This is a genomic window from Pseudoalteromonas sp. P1-8, assembly GCF_001399985.1.
Lineage (GTDB): Bacteria > Pseudomonadota > Gammaproteobacteria > Enterobacterales > Alteromonadaceae > Pseudoalteromonas.
The window spans coordinates 15,034-32,464 of record NZ_LJSO01000017.1; the positions used below are offsets into that span (position 1 = coordinate 15,034).

Annotated in this window: 22 protein-coding genes; 16 read left to right on the plus strand and 6 right to left on the minus strand. The window is 41.4% G+C overall.

Annotated elements, in window-relative coordinates; all coding sequences use genetic code 11:
• Positions 1-5: 5 nt before the first annotated feature.
• Positions 6-1,079, minus strand: a complete 1,074-nt coding sequence (gene pspF, locus AN213_RS18085) for a phage shock protein operon transcriptional activator (protein WP_054562065.1) — start codon at positions 1,077-1,079, stop codon at positions 6-8.
• A gap of 188 nt (positions 1,080-1,267) precedes the next feature.
• Here pspF and pspA point away from each other — a divergent pair, with 188 nt between their 5' ends.
• The 9 genes from pspA (at position 1,268) to AN213_RS18130 (ending at position 8,509) form a co-directional block, all read left to right on the plus strand.
• Complete coding sequence (pspA, locus tag AN213_RS18090; protein WP_054562064.1) at positions 1,268-1,930, plus strand: phage shock protein PspA; 663 nt, start codon at positions 1,268-1,270, stop codon at positions 1,928-1,930.
• A 57-nt stretch (positions 1,931-1,987) separates the two neighbouring features.
• Complete coding sequence (gene pspB, locus AN213_RS18095; RefSeq protein WP_036969793.1) at positions 1,988-2,221, plus strand: envelope stress response membrane protein PspB; 234 nt, start codon at positions 1,988-1,990, stop codon at positions 2,219-2,221.
• Positions 2,218-2,619, plus strand: a complete 402-nt coding sequence (pspC, locus tag AN213_RS18100; RefSeq protein WP_054562063.1) for an envelope stress response membrane protein PspC — start codon at positions 2,218-2,220, stop codon at positions 2,617-2,619. Before pspB ends, pspC begins: the two co-directional genes overlap by 4 nt.
• Positions 2,620-2,681: 62 nt before the next feature.
• Positions 2,682-4,094, plus strand: a complete 1,413-nt coding sequence (locus AN213_RS18105; RefSeq protein WP_055199286.1) for a YcjX family protein — start codon at positions 2,682-2,684, stop codon at positions 4,092-4,094.
• The gene (locus tag AN213_RS18110; RefSeq protein ID WP_055199287.1) at positions 4,091-5,125 is read left to right on the plus strand and encodes a TIGR01620 family protein; all 1,035 of its coding nucleotides are present in this window, start codon (positions 4,091-4,093) and stop codon (positions 5,123-5,125) included. Before AN213_RS18105 ends, AN213_RS18110 begins: the two co-directional genes overlap by 4 nt.
• A 134-nt stretch (positions 5,126-5,259) precedes the next feature.
• The gene (gene megL / locus AN213_RS18115; RefSeq protein ID WP_055199288.1) at positions 5,260-6,441 is read left to right on the plus strand and encodes a methionine gamma-lyase; all 1,182 of its coding nucleotides are present in this window, start codon (positions 5,260-5,262) and stop codon (positions 6,439-6,441) included.
• Positions 6,442-6,667: 226 nt separating this feature from the next.
• Entirely contained in the window at positions 6,668-7,465 is a 798-nt protein-coding gene (gene phhA, locus AN213_RS18120) for a phenylalanine 4-monooxygenase (protein WP_054553132.1), read from the plus strand.
• Positions 7,466-7,474: 9 nt separating this feature from the next.
• Positions 7,475-7,819, plus strand: coding sequence for a 4a-hydroxytetrahydrobiopterin dehydratase (locus AN213_RS18125; protein WP_036969771.1), 345 nt, complete (start codon positions 7,475-7,477; stop codon positions 7,817-7,819).
• Positions 7,820-7,939: 120 nt separating this feature from the next.
• Entirely contained in the window at positions 7,940-8,509 is a 570-nt protein-coding gene (locus AN213_RS18130) for a hypothetical protein (RefSeq protein ID WP_055199289.1), read from the plus strand.
• A gap of 31 nt (positions 8,510-8,540) precedes the next feature.
• On the opposite strand, the gene AN213_RS18135 is transcribed toward AN213_RS18130, so the two are convergent.
• Together AN213_RS18135 and AN213_RS18140 are read right to left on the minus strand one after the other, a co-directional pair.
• A complete protein-coding gene (locus tag AN213_RS18135; RefSeq protein ID WP_082401586.1) occupies positions 8,541-8,747 on the minus strand; it encodes a type II toxin-antitoxin system RelE/ParE family toxin in 207 nt (68 codons plus the stop codon).
• Positions 8,719-8,961 (minus strand): type II toxin-antitoxin system prevent-host-death family antitoxin, encoded by a 243-nt coding sequence (locus AN213_RS18140; protein ID WP_054562057.1) that lies wholly within the window; start codon positions 8,959-8,961, stop codon positions 8,719-8,721. The genes AN213_RS18135 and AN213_RS18140 overlap by 29 nt, the downstream gene beginning before the upstream one ends.
• Positions 8,962-9,108: 147 nt before the next feature.
• On the opposite strand from AN213_RS18140, the gene AN213_RS18145 reads away from it, so the two are divergent.
• From AN213_RS18145 to AN213_RS18175, 7 genes are all read left to right on the plus strand, one after another.
• Positions 9,109-9,456: a hypothetical protein gene (locus AN213_RS18145; RefSeq protein WP_054562056.1), complete on the plus strand. Its 348-nt coding sequence runs from the start codon at positions 9,109-9,111 to the stop codon at positions 9,454-9,456.
• Positions 9,457-9,561: 105 nt separating this feature from the next.
• Entirely contained in the window at positions 9,562-9,960 is a 399-nt protein-coding gene (locus tag AN213_RS18150; protein WP_150114738.1) for a hypothetical protein, read from the plus strand.
• A 60-nt stretch (positions 9,961-10,020) separates the two neighbouring features.
• Positions 10,021-10,362, plus strand: a complete 342-nt coding sequence (locus AN213_RS18155; RefSeq protein WP_055199291.1) for a hypothetical protein — start codon at positions 10,021-10,023, stop codon at positions 10,360-10,362.
• A gap of 191 nt (positions 10,363-10,553) precedes the next feature.
• The gene (locus tag AN213_RS18160; RefSeq protein ID WP_055199292.1) at positions 10,554-10,940 is read left to right on the plus strand and encodes a hypothetical protein; all 387 of its coding nucleotides are present in this window, start codon (positions 10,554-10,556) and stop codon (positions 10,938-10,940) included.
• A gap of 137 nt (positions 10,941-11,077) precedes the next feature.
• Positions 11,078-11,293 (plus strand): hypothetical protein, encoded by a 216-nt coding sequence (locus AN213_RS18165; RefSeq protein ID WP_055021930.1) that lies wholly within the window; start codon positions 11,078-11,080, stop codon positions 11,291-11,293.
• A 21-nt stretch (positions 11,294-11,314) separates the two neighbouring features.
• Positions 11,315-11,650, plus strand: coding sequence for an RHS repeat-associated core domain-containing protein (locus AN213_RS18170; RefSeq protein WP_055199293.1), 336 nt, complete (start codon positions 11,315-11,317; stop codon positions 11,648-11,650).
• A gap of 34 nt (positions 11,651-11,684) precedes the next feature.
• Positions 11,685-11,990, plus strand: a complete 306-nt coding sequence (locus AN213_RS18175) for a hypothetical protein (protein ID WP_150114739.1) — start codon at positions 11,685-11,687, stop codon at positions 11,988-11,990.
• 119 nt (positions 11,991-12,109) lie between these two features.
• On the opposite strand, the gene AN213_RS18180 is transcribed toward AN213_RS18175, so the two are convergent.
• The 3 genes from AN213_RS18180 to dapD form a co-directional block, all read right to left on the minus strand.
• Complete coding sequence (locus AN213_RS18180; RefSeq protein WP_055199306.1) at positions 12,110-13,186, minus strand: efflux RND transporter periplasmic adaptor subunit; 1,077 nt, start codon at positions 13,184-13,186, stop codon at positions 12,110-12,112.
• Between the two features lie 11 nt (positions 13,187-13,197).
• Positions 13,198-16,308, minus strand: coding sequence for an efflux RND transporter permease subunit (locus tag AN213_RS18185; RefSeq protein WP_055199295.1), 3,111 nt, complete (start codon positions 16,306-16,308; stop codon positions 13,198-13,200).
• Between the two features lie 294 nt (positions 16,309-16,602).
• Positions 16,603-17,430, minus strand: coding sequence for a 2,3,4,5-tetrahydropyridine-2,6-dicarboxylate N-succinyltransferase (gene dapD, locus AN213_RS18190; protein ID WP_054562049.1), 828 nt, complete (start codon positions 17,428-17,430; stop codon positions 16,603-16,605).
• Position 17,431: the final 1 nt, after the last annotated feature.

The window sequence follows — 17,431 nt, forward strand, 5'->3', positions numbered from 1 at the left end:
TCTAACTATTGCTGCTGATCTAATAAATTGTATTTTTTCAAATAGCCACGTAATTGATGATACGTTAATTCTAAGTGTTCTGCAGTTTTCTTTTGGTTAAATTGGCTATGTTCAAGCGCTTTTTTAATGACATCAATTTCAAAGTCGTTAGACAGCTGCTTTAAATTACAAGGAAATTGAATGTCGGGCTTATTGAGTGTCACAACGTCTTGATTTTGTGTCGTGGCGATAGGCGCAGCTTCGACGTTTGCAACAGGGGCACTGCTAACTGCAGCTTTAACGCGCTGTTTAGGTCTAAATTTACTCGCAAATGGGTCTAAAATAATCTGGTGAACGGGAATATGTTCGTTACCATGACGATATAAACTACGTTCAACCACATTCTTTAATTCACGAATATTACCCGGCCACTCATAAGATTGTAGCGTTTCGATGGCGCTACGCGTAAAGCCACTAAATAGCTCCCACTCAAGGTCGCGGGCCATGTTAATTGCAAATTGTTCTGCCAGTAACATGATATCTTCTTGGCGTTCACGCAGCGGGGGCAGGGTAATAACATCAAAGGCGAGGCGGTCGAGTAAGTCGCTTCTAAATTCGCCTTGCTCAGCTAGGGTTGGTAAGTCTTCATTGGTCGCACAGACTAATCGGGTATCGACTTTAACGGTTTGCTTACCACCAACGCGTTCAAATTCGCCGTATTCAATAACGCGTAGTAGTTTTTCTTGTACCATCGCTGAGGTATTAGCTAATTCATCAAGGAATAGCGTACCGCCATTAGCACGTTCAAAGCGGCCTTCGTGGCGTTTGCTAGCACCGGTGAATGCGCCACTTTCATGACCAAATAATTCACTTTCGAGCAGGTTTTCGTTAAGCGCTGCACAGTTGAGCTTTATATAGTTTTGGTCCCAACGTTTAGATAAGAAGTGCAAACGCGCAGCAATGAGTTCTTTACCCGTACCGCGCTCACCAATAATAAGGACTGGCTTTTCTAAACTGGCTAGTTGCGAAACTTGATCAAGCACACTTAAAAAGCTGTCAGATTGGCCGAGTAAATTATCCTGCTGGCGAAATTGGCTCATATTCCCTAACTCTTAGTCATTTTTACTAAGATCTAGTGTATTTCATTATCTATGAGAACTAAAGAAATTTATAAATTTAGTTTAACTGTTTGAATATATTAAGTTATTCTAAGTTTATAAAAGTTGGCAAGCATATTGATACTAGATATACCAACTGATTAAGTTAAAACACCAAAGAGGTAAATGTTATGGGAATTTTTTCACGTTTTGCAGACATCGTTAATTCTAATATCAATGCCATCTTAGATAAAGCAGAAGATCCAGAAAAAATGGTTCGCCTGATCATCCAAGAGATGGAAGATACATTAGTAGAAGTTCGCTCTACATCAGCAAAAACACTTGCTGAGAAAAAAGAGCTAGTACGTCGCGTTGAAACTTTAAAAGTTCAAGTTGCAGACTGGCAAGAAAAAGCTGAATTAGCACTAAATAAAGACCGTGATGATTTAGCACGTGCAGCACTGATTGAAAAGCAAAAGTCAGCAGATGCAGTCGCAGCGGTTGAAACTGAACTTGAGCATGTAGAGTCTCATATCGAGAAACTACAGCAAGAAGTCAGCACGTTACAAGAGAAGCTAGCTGATGCAAAAGCGCGTCAAAAAGCAATCATCTTACGTCAACGCTCTGCTGAGTCACGTCTTGAAGTTAAAAAAGCACTCGACAGCTCTAAAGTTGAAGACGCTTTAAACCGCTTCGAACGTTACGAAACTAAGATCGATGGTCTAGAATCACAAATAGAGTCTTATGATCTTGGTAAAAAATCATTAGCTGACGAAATTGCTGGTCTTCAGCAAGATGAAAAGATTGATGATGAGCTAGCTGAGCTTAAGAAAAAACTAGCAGATAAAAAATAATAAATGGGGGCATGTCCCCCAATGCTTAAACACATAACGGATTGACAGGAGAGTACCATGTTCGACGCAGAAGTTTTGATGGCACCGATTATTGTTTTTATGGTGGTTGTTGCCCCACTTTGGCTAATTTTACATTACCGTAGTAAAAAACAAGTGAGCCAAGGTTTAAGTGAACACGAGCACCGCCAATTATTAGAGCTTGCACAAAAAGCAGATAAAATGGCAGAGCGTGTTGAAACATTAGAAGCCTTACTTGACCAAGAGGCTCCGCAGTGGAGACGTAAAGTATGAGTACCAAACGCGAATTATTTAGAGACGCAGAGCGTGGCAAAATAGCAGGTGTGTGCGCAGGTATCAGCGATTACTTTAACATGGAGCTTTGGCTAGTACGTATTTTAGTCGTGACAGCAGTACTATTATCAGGTGGTCCATTTATTGTCGTTGCTTACATTGCTGCTTGGTTTATTTTAGATAAAAAACCAGCAGAAAAAACAGAGAAAAGCACAGACAGCATTCACCAAGACCCGCTTGAAGTAAAATTTAAAGTATGGCAAAAAGGGGAACCACCTCGCCGTGCATTGCAAGACTTAAAAGATCGTCTTGCTCGAGTTGATGGTCGTTTACAAGAGATGGAACGCTATGTCACATCAACAGAATTTACGGTTAGCCGTGAAATCAACAAACTTTAAAGGATATATACGCACCTTGTTTGCATCGTGATACCCAGCGCAAATAAGGTGCTAGACACTTTATGAGCCAATCATTTGCAAAGAACACCTTTAATTCGTTAAAAAATAAAGCGGAAAAAGCCCTTCACCGTAGTTTAGATCAACACGTGAAATTAGCCGTCACAGGCTTAAGTGGCAGCGGTAAAACCGCTTTTATTACCGCCTTGGTTAAACATTTAACCAGCCAAGCTGACGATAAAAACTTACCTTTTTTTGATGTGATGCGCGAAAAGCGTCATATCGCCACAAAAATAGTGCCGCAGCAAGCACTGACAATACCGACATTTGAATACACAAATGCATTATCAGCGTTATTACCTGTTGAAGGTGAGCCAGCTTGGCCTGCATCTACCGAGCGTATAAATACGCTACGTTTAGCAATTAAGTACCAAAGTAACTCGGGGCTACGCGGTCACTTTGCACCGCAATCAACACTCTATTTAGACATTATTGATTACCCAGGTGAATGGCTACTTGATTTGCCAATGCTAGAGCAATCATTTGCTGATTGGTGTGAGTCACAATACTCACTCTTGCAGCAAACAGCACGCAACGAAAAAGCGAAGCCATTTTTAACCGCCCTTGCTGAACTTGATCTATCAGCCAGTGTTGATGAAAGCAAACTTGCTGATGTCGCTGCGCTTTATCAGCAGTTATTAGTGGGCCTTAAAAAAGACACCAAACTTGCCATGCTGCAACCTGGTCGCATGCTGATGCCAGGCGAGCTTAAAGGAGCGCCGCTACTGCAGTTTTTTCCGGTTGCGAATGTGCCAGACGACATAACCGAAGGGTCGAATTTAGCGCATCTTAAAAAGCGCTATAAAGCCTATGTAAAAGAGGTTGTAAAACCTTTTTACGAGCAGCATTTTCGTCATTTTGATCGACAAATTGTGCTGGTGGATGTGCTCAGCGCCTTGAATGAAGGCAGCGAAACCTTGCATGAGCAAAGCCGTGTTATTAACCAATTGTTGGCGCACTTTAATTATGGTGAAGCAAGCTTCTTTAAGCGTTTGTTTAAACCAAACATCGACAAGCTACTGTTTGCGGCCAATAAGTCAGATCATATTAGTGCGCAATATCATAAAGATTTAGCGCTATTGCTTGATTCAATCGTGCATGACCAAACGAATCATTTAAAATTCGAAGGCGTGCAAATCGAAACCATGGCAATGTCATCTATCTGCGCTACAGAGCCGCGCCAAGTGGCTGAAAAAGGCCAACAGTTAGCTTGTATTTATGGCAAGCCTTTAGGCGAGCAAGAATGGCTAACGTATTTACCACCGCAACCACCGTCACGCCTTCTCAACAAACAAGAGTGGCCAAAACAGGGCTTTGAGTTCTTATCGTTTTCGCCACTGCCATGCCCTGATAAACGGTTAAAGCATATTCGTTTAGATCATGTCATTCAGTACCTGATAGGAGATAAACTAACATGAGTGAGCAACCAAAGGAGATGAACTTTCAGGCGGGTCGCCGTATTTCAAGCTCTGCAAGCAACGAAGCTCCTGCAGAGGAGTTAACTGTTGCTAAAGTGATAGAAAACGCCGAATTTATCGACACTGAAGAAGATCAGCAAGATAGCATTGAGCTTGAGCCTGTGTATAAAAAGTCGAAATGGCAAACCCTAAAAGGGGTGTTTGTTGTTAGCTTTTTAGCGTTAGTGTTACTTGAGTTTGCACTGTCATTGTTTGTGACGTTTCAGCAATCAATTATTTTAGGTTCGGTGTATTTAACGGCTGTTCTCAGTGGTGTGCTGCTGATTGCCCGTGTTATTTGGCGCGAGTACCGCATGCTAAGAAGTTTAAAGCGTAATCAATTGCATCGTACCGAGGCCGACCGCTTACTCAATAGCGAGCAAGTAGGTGAAGCATTACCCTGGCTTGAAAAGCTTAATAAACATCAAACGCTTACTGGGTTTGAAGAGTTTAAGCAACAAATAGCAAGTCACCATACCGATAAAGAAATCATGACCTTATATGCCGATAGCTTATTGGTAAGCCAAGATCAGCAAGCGAAAAAACTGATTAACCGTTTTGCCACTGAGTCTGGCTTATTGGTTGCGCTAAGCCCGTTGGCTTTAGTCGATATGATGGCGGTGCTATGGCGTGGCACTAAGCTCATTGAGCAAATTGGCCGTATTTACGGTATTGGTTTTGGTTATGCAAGCCGTATTAAATTGTACCGCTTATTAGTGAAACAAGTATTGTTTGTTGGTAGTGCAGAGTTAGTTTCAGATTTAGCAGCAACGGCACTAAGCGCTGAATTACTGGGGAAATTGTCGGGCCGAGCAGCGCAAGGGCTAAGTGCAGGTATTTTTACCGCGCGTATAGGGTATAAAGCGATGGAGCTTAGTCGCCCATTACCTCGCTTAGAGCATAAGCGCAGCTTGTTAAAAGAAACCGCCAATAGTATTGCCCGTAAAATTGCCTCACGTACGAGCGACAAAGAGACCGAAAATACAAAATGACAACTTTTGTGTACAGTTAATAAAAACAGCTGAGTGATATTTAGCCATCTGAGCATCCGGCATGCTTGTGCATTGTGGGTATCTACGTTTTATTTATGAGTATGAAGTACTGATAATAAAAACGAGAACACACAATGACTAAGCATCACTTACATACACAATGTATTCATGGTCCAGAAAAACCAAATGATCCACATGGCGCACTGAGTGCGCCACTTTACCAAACCTCTACCTTCTCTTTTGCTAATGCAGCCCAAGGTGCAGCCCGATTTGCTGGTGAAGAGCAGGGCTTTATTTATACCCGTTTAGGTAATCCGACAACCCAAGAGCTAGAACAAAAAGTGGCTCAGTTAGAAAATTGTGAAGCAGCGGCTGCCACAGCAACGGGTATGGGGGCGGTGTCTGCGTCTGTGCTTAGCTTTTTACAACACGGTGACCACCTAGTCGCATCAAGCGCGTTATACGGTTGTACCTTTGCATTTTTTGCTCACATGTTGCCGCGCTTTGGTATCGAAGTTACTTTTGTTGATATGACCAATGAAGCTGAACTTCGCGGCGCGGTTAAAGCCAATTCAAAAATGATTTTTGCAGAAACGCCAATTAATCCGACCATGGCAGTGCTTGATTTAAGTTTAATTGCCGATGTTGCCAAGCAGCATCAGCTGATAAGCGTTATCGACAATACCTTCTTAACGCCTTTGCTACAGCAACCGACCTCGTTTGGTATTGATATTGTGGTACACAGCGCAACTAAATACCTAAATGGCCATGGTGATGTGGTAGCAGGGCTTGTGTGTGGCACAGAGGAGCATATCAACCTAATCAAAATGACGGTGCTAAAAGATATTGGTGCAACGATTAGTCCTCATGATGCATGGTTAATTAATCGTGGTTTAAAAACCCTTGCTGTACGCATGGAGCGCCACTGTGCAAGTGCCCAAGTGGTTGCTGAATATTTAGAGCAACACCCGTTAGTTAGCCAAGTTTATTACCCTGGGCTTAAATCACATCCGGGTCATCAATTTATTGGCTCACAGATGAAAGCCGCTGGTGGTGTTATTGCCTTTGAAATAAAAGGCAGCCTTGAAGATGGCGAAACATTTATAAATAACACCCAACTTTGTACCCTTGCTGTGAGTTTAGGGGATGCTGAAACCCTCATTCAACATCCTGCATCGATGACACATTCGCCTTATACACCCGAAGAAAGAGCAGCTGCTGGGATCAGTGATGGTCTAATTCGATTATCAGTTGGTCTTGAGGATGTTAACGATATTATTAACGATCTTAAAACTGCATTTACATTCATTGGTTAGGTTGTAATTTAAAGTTTACGGTTGTGTTTGCTTTTAGCCCTTTAAAAATGTGGTGTGTAAACTTTTAGATCCTTTGGTGTAACCTTAGCTTTACGTTGGGGCTGTTTCTGCAAACCTTAGAAACAGCCTTAACTATTAAAATTTCGCTTACTTTTACATAGTATCGGCTTAACAAGTTAATGAGATTCTGATCAATGCTGATCAAGATTTAACGAAGAAGGTTATTATGGCTAAAGCAAGTAATTACACCTCCAAGCAACCTGATGAAAATGGGGTTATCCATTGGAGCGAAGAAGAAAATAAAATATGGTCTGAGCTAGTTGCTCGCCAACTCGCTTGCATAGAAGGTAAAGCCTGTGATGAATATTTAGCAGGTCTTAAGAAAATTAATTTACCAACAGATCGTATTCCACAACTTAGTGAACTCAACGAAGTGTTACTCGAAACAACGGGCTGGCAAGTTGCGCCTGTTCCGGCACTGATCGATTTTGATGAGTTCTTTCGATTACTAGCAAACAAGCAGTTCCCAGTAGCGACTTTTATTCGCAGCCGTGAAGAGTTTGACTACTTACAAGAGCCAGATATTTTCCACGAGATTTTTGGTCATTGTGCGATGCTTACCAACCCAGCATTTGCTGAGTTCACACACAAATATGGTCAGTTAGGTTATGCCGCTGAAAAGAAAGATCGTGTTTATTTAGCACGCCTTTACTGGTTTACTGTTGAGTTTGGTTTAATGCAAACCGAACAAGGTCTGCGAATTTATGGTGGTGGTATTTTATCAAGCCCAGGCGAAACACAATACGTGTACTCAGATAAGCCAGAAATCAATGCGATGAACGTGCTTGATGTATTACGTACACCTTATCGTATTGATATTATGCAGCCTGTGTACTACACCATTAACTCAATCAATGACTTATTTGATATTTCACAAATGGATATCATGTCGCTGGTGAGTAAAGCAAAAGAATTAGGGCTACATGAGCCAAAGTTTCCTCCTAAAGAAAAATTAGCAAGTTAAGGATTTATAATGTCTTCATTAAGCACACAAAAGTGTGAAGCGTGTCGTGCGGATGCGCCTAAAGTATCTGATGCTGAATTAGCAGAATTGATCAAAATGATCCCTGATTGGGTTCCTGAAGTGCGCGACGGCATTATGCAATTAGAGCGTGTTTACAAGTTTAAAAACTTCAAGCAAGCACTTGAGTTCACTAATAAAGTGGGCGATATGGCTGAAGAAGAAGGTCACCACCCAGGTCTGTTAACCGAGTGGGGCAAAGTAACTGTTACTTGGTGGAGCCACTCTATCAAAGGGTTACACAAAAATGATTTTATCTGTGCTGCTAAAACAGACGATGTATTCGCTGCACTGTAAATTTTAAGTTCTGCCCAGAACGATAAAAGGCGTAACCTCAGGTTGCGCCTTTTTGCTTTTTTAGAGTCCAAGAATTAACATTGAACTCTTATCTTTGCGAGAACACTAGAAAAGTAAATAATGAAAAACAAAGCGCTTATTCTGCCATTCCTACTCATTTTACTGCCCTTAATTGATAGCTTGTTTATCCCGCAAACATTTGGCATTCAATGGCATAGCCCTAAGCTGATGTATCAAATAGGCGTAGCACTGATGATTGTAAAGCTCACTATGGTTGCCATTGGGCTTTGGTTATTATTAAAAGCAAAGCGCCTTTATATGGAAGCTAGTAAATCGACTCGTATTCTTAAATTTTCAGTATTTTTACTCGGCGGCTTACAGGTGGTGATAATGACAGCAATATGCTTTTGGTATTTAGTAGCGGGCACGCAAGCGAAACACTTTATACTGCAAGACAACATTGCTGTATTTACCGCTGATTATGGCGTATTTGCTCCGGTACATCATGAGTTCTCATTTATATGCTTTGATGCCAATGGTTTTTACCATATGCAACCAATAGCCCAGCTACCTTGGCTCGGAACCTTTACGTTTACTAGCCAAGATTCGCGTTTGATCATTCAACATAAAAACCAAAGCGGCGCGAATACTCAAGAAATTTCATTAAAAGGGGTTGGCTGTTTGCAGTGAGAGGTGTTGGCTTTGTGAAAGGAGGCTGCAATTATAAGTGGTTTTCAGGAAGCTGAGATTGGTTTAGTACGGCAACAATCATTATAAAACCATCTTCTTTAATAAAATAAGCAGTGTGTTTACCAATAGGAAAGTAAAAACCATTTGGATAAATGTCATTACAGCTACGCCCAATTTCTGGATTTTTTACTACTCTTTTGCATAATGTTTTATAAAGTATCCAAGAAGTCTTTACCATCAACTACATTACCTTGAGCTAAGTCTCTTTTTGCGTTTTCAAAGCAATGCTTAATATAGTCAACTTTCTTAGTTTTTAGTTCTTCATAATCCTTATTAGACATGACCAATACAGCGTCCTTGTTGTTTTGACTAATTTTAATAGGCTTACGTTGGGCGTTTAAAAGTCGTTCACCAAAATTACGTTTTGCATCATTTGCTGTTAGTGTATTCATGGCTGCTCTCTACAATAAAGTGATAGGGGAATTGTATTAAAAAGCATGAAATGGTCAAAATAATTAAATCGCGCGATTCGTGTGAGTTCTGTAGTTTTACTTGCAAGGCACTGATTATATAAGGCACGTAACATACATAAGAGAATAATGAAATTTATATTAGATGACATAGTAATCGAGCATATTGAAAACTCTGATCCTATTTCAATAAAAGTAGGAAAGGTTGGCTGTAGCCATGGTTATATTGACTTAGAAGTAAATATGCTATCTATCTCTCAAGCAAATGAAGCACTTACAACAGGTAGAAAGCCAAAAAGCTTAAAATTTGGTTCAGCCCTCAAAGGGTGTAAGTTTAAATTTAGTAAGCAAGAGACAAAATTTTACACAGGTTCAATGCTTTGGTGGTGTTTGCCACTAAGCTTTCGCTGGGAACCTCTTTATTGCTATGAAATAAAAGAGGTTATTAGAATGATTCACTATTTTAAAGCATTATAAGGCGAGTATTTTAAACGCGAATCGTAGCTGTTAACTTAGTTCTGCGTTAGTGTATCTAGTTGGTCATTTCTAAATCATAATTGTGACATAACACATGGAGACAAATTGAATAGTTTAAGGATAGTAAAATACACGTTAGTCATGCTGGTTTTGAATACCGTATTAAGTACTTTTATCACTCTAATAATTGGAAGTGATAACTTAGCTTCATTCTCATTCGGCAAATATTTTACATACCAGTTATTACCATCTTATTTATTGAACGCAGGTATCTTTACCGTAATGGCTAAGCGCAATGTTGTAAAAGCTTGGAATTATGCCCTAAGTGTATATTTACTGAGTTTTATAATGGGAACAGTAATTGTATCGATACTATTACAAACGTTATTTATCCCACCTTTATGGTTTGTAGAAGTGCCTCTGAGTATAGCCTTTGCGATTGTTGGTACTGTCATCGGAATTAAGTTAGGTACTCTGGATAGTAAGGAAGTCGAAGGGCCCTGATCTTGTTTTTTCTTCTAAAAAGTCAAAAAATTAAGAACTTAATTTAAAGGTGGAATAAAGATGATTAAGAAACTGATAGTTATATTTTTCTTTTTGTTTCTTCCCATAATCGGTATTTTGCTACATGTGTTTACGCAGTTTCTACATCTTTCTCAATGGGAGATTATAAACATCATCGTTTCTGTAATTTTTTCAGTGCTTTTTGTTATGAAGCAGTATTTGTTATCGAAAACGTTAGGAGCATTACTGGTTACTTCAATAGTCTCTAAAAATGCATACTTACTACTTGAATCTTCAGATGAAATTACAACAGCTATTATTCAAGTAGGGTTCGTTATAGTTTATCAAGCTGCACTGGGCTTACTCGCTTTGTACTTTCTTCATAAGAAAACTAATTTGTAAAAGTTGTCAGGTCTTGCTTTTTGCTTTCATAAGGCAAAAAACAAGACTTGACCCTCATAACAGTAATTTCAATAAAAAAGGAGCTAGGAAAAAGCACAATATTGATGGTTCAACGACATTTACTAGAAAAGATGGAGAATTCAAAATAGAGTTGAACGGGAAAACTTTAACATACGGAAAAAATTAGAGTTATGAATTTAAGCGATTCAGAACAACAAGTTCAAAATTTGTTGAACTTAAGTTCTAAGCAATTTGAAAAGGCAAGGAAAGATATTAAAGCTATCGGGGTTGAGTGTTTTGCATTAGAAGAAGATCAATTTTCAATATATGACGAAGCCCTATTCTATTCTGAAGTTATCGAAGGTGTAGCCTATAAATACTCTAAACAGACTATTTCCGGACGCTCTGAAAAGTTACTTAAACTACAAAAGTTAACACTATTTGAAAATACTGATTTTAAATCTTGGTTTTCAAAATATCATCTAAAGTACCATGAGTACGCCATGTATTTGCTGGTTTTAGAGAGCTTAAGAAAGCTAATAGTATCTGATCTTGAACTCGAAAGTGACTATAAATAATCTTGGTTCTTTTGCCGCATGAATATAAGCCTCTTAACAGAGGCTTAGTTTTGAGCGAGGGAGCCAAAAGTGTCACCCATTAGAAAACTCCGCCCAAGCAGGCAGCTGTGTTTTTTTGATCTTTAGTTCAAAATCAGATGAATTTGTATGCTTATGTGGGGAATGATCCAATTAATATGGTTGATCCTACAGGTGAATTTTTACAAACAATAGTCTGTGGTTTTGTAGGCGGTAATGTAGGCCTTACTTTTGATTATATCTCCAAAGGTGGAAGTATGTCCGGTCAAGAAATGTTGGTGTCATTTTTTGGTGGTGGAATGAAGGGGTCAGGTCTTGCTTTTTGCCCTTGGTAAGTCTGAAGTGGCAACTTATTAGTGAAAACGAATGGCTCAGGTTCATTAATAGCAACACATAAATATGGCCCATTTGGAGAGCCAATTAATACCAGCTCATCGCGTTTCCGTTATACTGGGCAAATCTTAATTCCTGGTACTGGGCTTTACTACTACAAAGCACGGATTTATCATCCAAAGCTAGGTCGATTCCTGCAAACTGACCCTATTGGTTGTGAAGATCAGATGAATCTTTATGCTTATGTGGGGAATGATCCGGTAAATATGGTCGATCCTAGTGGCAAGTTTATGCACATTGTTGCTGGAGGAGTAATCGTGGCGACAGGTGGAGCTGCATCTGCAATCTTAAGTGGGTAGTGCTAATTGTTCTTTTGGTAAATGTGTTCAGGCAATGAAATTTTCGGATAACGTAAATGCTGCTAATTTTTATGGGATAGAGTGGATTGTTGGAGCCATTTTATTTTGCGCACTTCTATGGGTATATAGAGTCTCATATTCATTCAGTGATGCAGAAGTAATGGTAGGATACTCTTTTAACTTACTTGGCTTTTATTATTTATCTGTGAAATTAAACGGTTCAAAAGTGAAGAAAGTTACTAGAGAAAAAATCATCAAATTCAAAGTAGGTGAAAAGAAAGAGTTCATTTTGGACTCGACTCAACTACATAAAACAGGTCCCAAATTCAAGCAAGAATGACAATATGAATAACGAAATGTCAAAAAACAAGCGCAACTCTTAATAATCATTACTACCCTTTATCATGACTGCCAGCTCTTAAAATATTTAATAGCTGGCAGTCATCTCAAGCCTAATAGTTATTGCTTTACCTGAACTTCGACTTCTTGCCCGGTTTGTAGTTGCTCGGCGCCGCGCACTGCAACTTTATCGCCCGCATTTAAAGCGATGTTAGAAGTCGGGGTGACTTCAACAAGTTTATCTTTACCATTACCTACTTTTACGGGAACTTGCAGGGCTTTGTTGTCGTTGTCGATTTTGACGATATGGGTGCCTTTTTTGCGTAAGATAAGCGCATCGCGATTCACCAGTAGTACATCCCCTTTGCTTTTTAGTGGCACGGCTACATCAACCAGTTGGCCAATCGCCCATGTTTGCTCGGCGTCTCTTGGTAGTAGGGCGCGTACTTCTATAGTTTGTGAACGCGGATCGGTTGATGGGATCACCGCTGTTACGGTAGCTGTTGTCATATCAGGGGCTGATAAGTCGCCGGCTTGAATTGGTAACTCTATGCCTTTGTGTAAAAACTTTAAGTATTTAACAGGCACGTACAAACGCACTTCTAAGTTATTAATATCGAGAAGGGTGACCAGTTCATCAGCACGATTTATTTCGCGGCCAGCGCGTTTAAAACGCTCGCTGATCACGCCATCAAATGGGGCGCGAACGGTTGCACGGGAAAGCTGATCGTCTATCACTTTTAATTCAACCTTAGCCAGTGCGATATCAGATAACGCAAGGTCATGCTTATTTTGCATATCATCAACTTGGCTTGCTGCTGCACTGCTGGCTTTGGCGAGTTTTTGTAAACGAGCTAGCTCTTGTTGATATAAGCGTAAGTTTATTTTGGCGCGATTGAGCATTTCTTGCTGACGTGCTTTTTCAAGTTCAAGCGGTAAGGTATCCATACGTACGAGGGTGTCGCCACTTTTAACCAGAGTACCTGGCTCAACAACATATAATAAACGGCCGCTAACGCCTGCTGTTAGGGTTACATCATCTTTGCCATACAAAGTGCCACTGACTTCAATTTCGCTTGTCAGTGGAGCTTGTGTGACGGTTTCTACCGTAACCGGCACGACTGCAAAGGCATTAAATGCGATAAGGCTTATTAGCGCACAAAAGCGAGCGGTTAATTTACGAAAAGGTGTGTTCATTGTTTTAATACTCATTGATTCGATACCAAGCTTAAAGGCGTTTTTTCTGGTTGCTGTTTGTTATTAACAGGCGGCAGTTGTCTGCCAAGTTGCAATAAACTTGGCATTAATATCAGGGTGAATAGGGCGCTAATGGCCATGCCGCCGACAATCACAGTGGCAAGGCCACGGTAAATTTCTGATCCTACCCCCGGCATTAGCATCAGTGGCAGCATGCCAAATAAGCTGGTTAAGGTACTTAAGTAAACGGGTCTTGCGCGCAGCAGTACTGCTTGGCGAACGGCGTCTTCTCGGCTGAGCCCTGCGGCCATTGCGACACGGGTTTGGTCAACCAATAAAATGGCATTATTTACCACCAAACCCAGCAAGATAATAAAGCCAATCATGGTCAGTAAGTCGAGCGATTGGAAGGTAAATAAGTTAAGTACGAATAGGGCCAGTACGCCGCCTGCAATTGCCAGTGGCATAACGAGTAAAACTAACGCACTGTCTTTGGCTGACTTAAACAATGCGGTCATTAGCAAGAATAATATAAACAGAGCCAAGATAAAGTTGATTGTCATTTCTTGCATGGCCGAATTCATCTTTTGTGCGTTACCCGCCAAAATCGCGCCAGAGCTGTCGGGTAAGCTTGCACGTACTTTTGGCATAACTTGCTCTGAGAGAATAGTTTGCGCTTGTTGCAAGCTCATGTCTGCTGGTGGCGTGACAACAATACTCACGGTACGGCGGCCATTAACACGTCTAAGTTGGGTTGGGCCTACGGTGCGCTCAATATTGGCAAGTTCGCCTAAAGTTTGAATACCTGATTGCGGGGTTACAATAGGCAGTGCTTTAAGCTCCTCTGGAGTTTGCCACGGTATACCGCGCAAAATCACGTTCATGCGTTCGTTGCCATCAAAGTATTCATTAACAAATAACCCACCTGTATAGGCTTGCACTGCTTGAGATACATCACGACGAGTTAGCCCTGCTTGGGTTATACGGCGGTCATTAGGTGTGAGCCTAAGTTCTGGCTCTGCCATATCGAGTCGTGGTTGTGGCCTTGCAGTGGCATTCGGCATTGCGTCGGTGACAGCTTGCAGCGCCACATTAGCACCGGCTATTAGCTCGTCCATATTCGGGCCCGTTAAATCGATATTGATATTGCGACCATCACCGCCATTAGCAACTTGGATCATCGACCCTCTAAAGAAGAATACTTGGGTGTCGGGCAAATCAATGAAGATCTCTTCTCGGGCAACCTTCATTAATTCTTCAACACGTTGCGGATCGGCAGAATAAATAAAACCGCCAGCGTTCGAACCAAAAGCATAAAAGTTAAAATCTTTAATTCCCGGCTCTTTTTCACCTGTGTAATAAGGCATTAAACGCTTTTTAATACGCATCAGCAGCTCTTCTTCCATAAACTGCACATTGCCGCCAGGCGGGGTATTTAAGTTAAAGAAAAAGCCATCGGTTGGTGCGCGCGGCATAAAATCAGTTTTCGGGAGCATGGTCATGGTCGCGACGAGTGAGCCACCCAATAACGACACTATCCATACTATTTGTTTAACGCGGGTATTGGTAAGCGCCATGATGAAGTTAGTTAGCTTCTGCCAATATTCACGATAAGGATCCGCTTTTAGCTCTTTGTCTGGCCAAAAATGGTTAGCCAACGGAATAAGTGTAATTGCGCAAATCATAGAGGCAATAACAGCAATAGATAAGGTGAGCGCCAAATCAGAGAATAACTGCCCCTCAATACCTGCCATAAATAAAATTGGCAAGAAGATAGCAACGCTAGTGGTGGTTGAGGCAAATAAAGCGCCAGTTACTTGAGCTGCGCCTTTTAGCGCGGCTTTTTTACTATCAAAGCCTTCACTTCTGAGCCTTGCGATGTTTTCTTGCACAATGATGGCGGCATCAAGTACTAAGCCAACAGCAAAGGCAAGACCCGCCAGTGAAATAACATTTAAACTGCGGTCAAAAATATTTAACGTTAAAAACGCAACTAACAAAGAGACAGGAATTGTCGCTGCAATCACAAACGTGGCCTTTAAGCCCCTAAAGAACAACCACAAGATTAAACACGACAGCAAAACACCTAGGCCTAAGTTACTTTTAACCAAGGACAAGGCATTACGAATATGCACTGAGGCATCAAAACTTAATTCAATCGATAAGCCATTCTCAGCCAGCGGCCCTTCGTTTAGCTCTTTAATGGCAAGGTTAATTTCGTCGAGTAGGGCAACGGTATTGGCTTCGTTAGCGCGCGAAATACGAATGTAATACGCGGGTTTACCATTTCGACCACTCATCCCTAAACGGTCAGAAAAAGTGCGCTCTACACTTGCGATATCGCCAAGGTAAATGGGTCTATCGCCTGAATAACCAACGCGCATTTGTGCCATGCTTGATAAATCATATTGCCCAGTAAAACGTACGGTATATTGACGACGGCCAACATTGGCAAGGCCACCAGAGGTATCGCGTGAGCTGGCTAATACGTTACTGATTTGGTCAAGGCTGACACCAAGTGCAGCGGCTTTGTGAGGGTCAAAGGTAATACGTAATTCTTTTGGTCGCTCACTGGCTAAGTCAACGCGGGCAACACCAGGAATACGTGCCAAACGGGGCTCAACAAATTCATCGATTTGTTTTTGGAACTGCGCCATGTCTAAATCAAGGCTGTCGCTATTAAAATCTTTTGGGGTGACCAGTAACGTTGCTGCGGCTTCACCATTATTACCGCCAGCAAACACCACAGGATCAAATGCATCTAACGGCAGGGGCGGCGCTTGGTTAAGGCTTGTTAACACATCAAGCATGGCCTGTTGCATGTTTTGCCCAACAGCAAAAGTCAACGTGATCGAGCCATTGCCACGGTTAATGTAAGTATTAACCTCTAGAGCACCCGGAGTGTTTTTTACTGCGTTCTCGAGCGGCTCAATGATCACCGATTCAATCTCTTCAGGTGCAGCTTGGCGCCAGCCAGAGAAAATAGTGATCTGCGGTTGCTCAATATCTGGTGTGAGCTGAATTGGCAGCTTAAAAATACTCAACATGCCAAACAACATAATCAACACCAAGATGACAATAACACTCGCAGGGTTTTTCAGCGAACTACGTGTCAGGTTCATTGTGTGTGTTCCAAAATCAATTTGTCTGCATTGTAGTGCGATGTAAAAAAAGTGCCAGTGAGGTAAATGAAATGTGTTTCAGAAGTAACGCTGAATAGCCGTAATTAAGCGATAAAGTGTGTATTTGAAATAAGATGTAACAATTTAGCTGGGGAGCTTTAAGCTTTAAGCTTTAAGTTCTAAGTTTTAAAAAAAGCGCGAAACTAGCTAGCATCGCGCTTCTTAATCTCTAAAACTTAAAGCTGACGGCTGACGGCTGACGGCTGACGGCTGACGGCTTAAAGCTCAGTCTTGTTATTCATCAATTGAGCGAAGTAGGGCATTAATACCTACTTTTTCGCGAGTTTGCTGATCTACTTTTTTCACGATGATGGCAGCATATAGGCTGTGCGAACCATCTTTTGACGGTAAAGAACCAGGAACAACAACCGCACCGGCTGGTACTCGGCCGTAATGGATTTCGCCAGTTTCACGGTCATAGATACGTGTGCTTTGGCTGATGTAAACACCCATTGAGATAACGGCGCCTTCTTCAACTACAACACCTTCAACAATTTCAGAACGTGCGCCAATAAAGCAGTTGTCTTCAATAATAGTTGGGTTAGCTTGTAGTGGCTCAAGCACACCACCAATGCCTACACCGCCCGACAAGTGAACGTTTTTACCAATTTGTGCACATGAGCCAACCGTTGCCCATGTATCAACCATGGTACCTTCATCAACGTAGGCGCCAATGTTGACATAAGATGGCATAAGCACTACGTTTTTACCTACGAAGCTGCCTTTACGTGCCACAGCATTAGGCACAACACGCATGCCGCCTTGTTGGAATTGCTCTGGTGTAAAGTCGCTAAATTTAAGTGGTACTTTGTCGTAAAACTGATTAACACCATCGCTCATTGGTTGGTTATCACGAATACGGAAAGACAGTAGCACCGCTTTTTTTAACCATTGATGTACAACCCACTCACCACTGATTTTTTCAGCAACACGTGCAGCGCCGCTATCAAGTAATTCAAGCGCGTCGATAATAGCTTGTTTTACTTCACTTGATACCGTGCTTGGGCTGATGCTATCGCGGTTGTCCCAGGCGTTTTCGATCATGGTTTTTAAATCTGACATA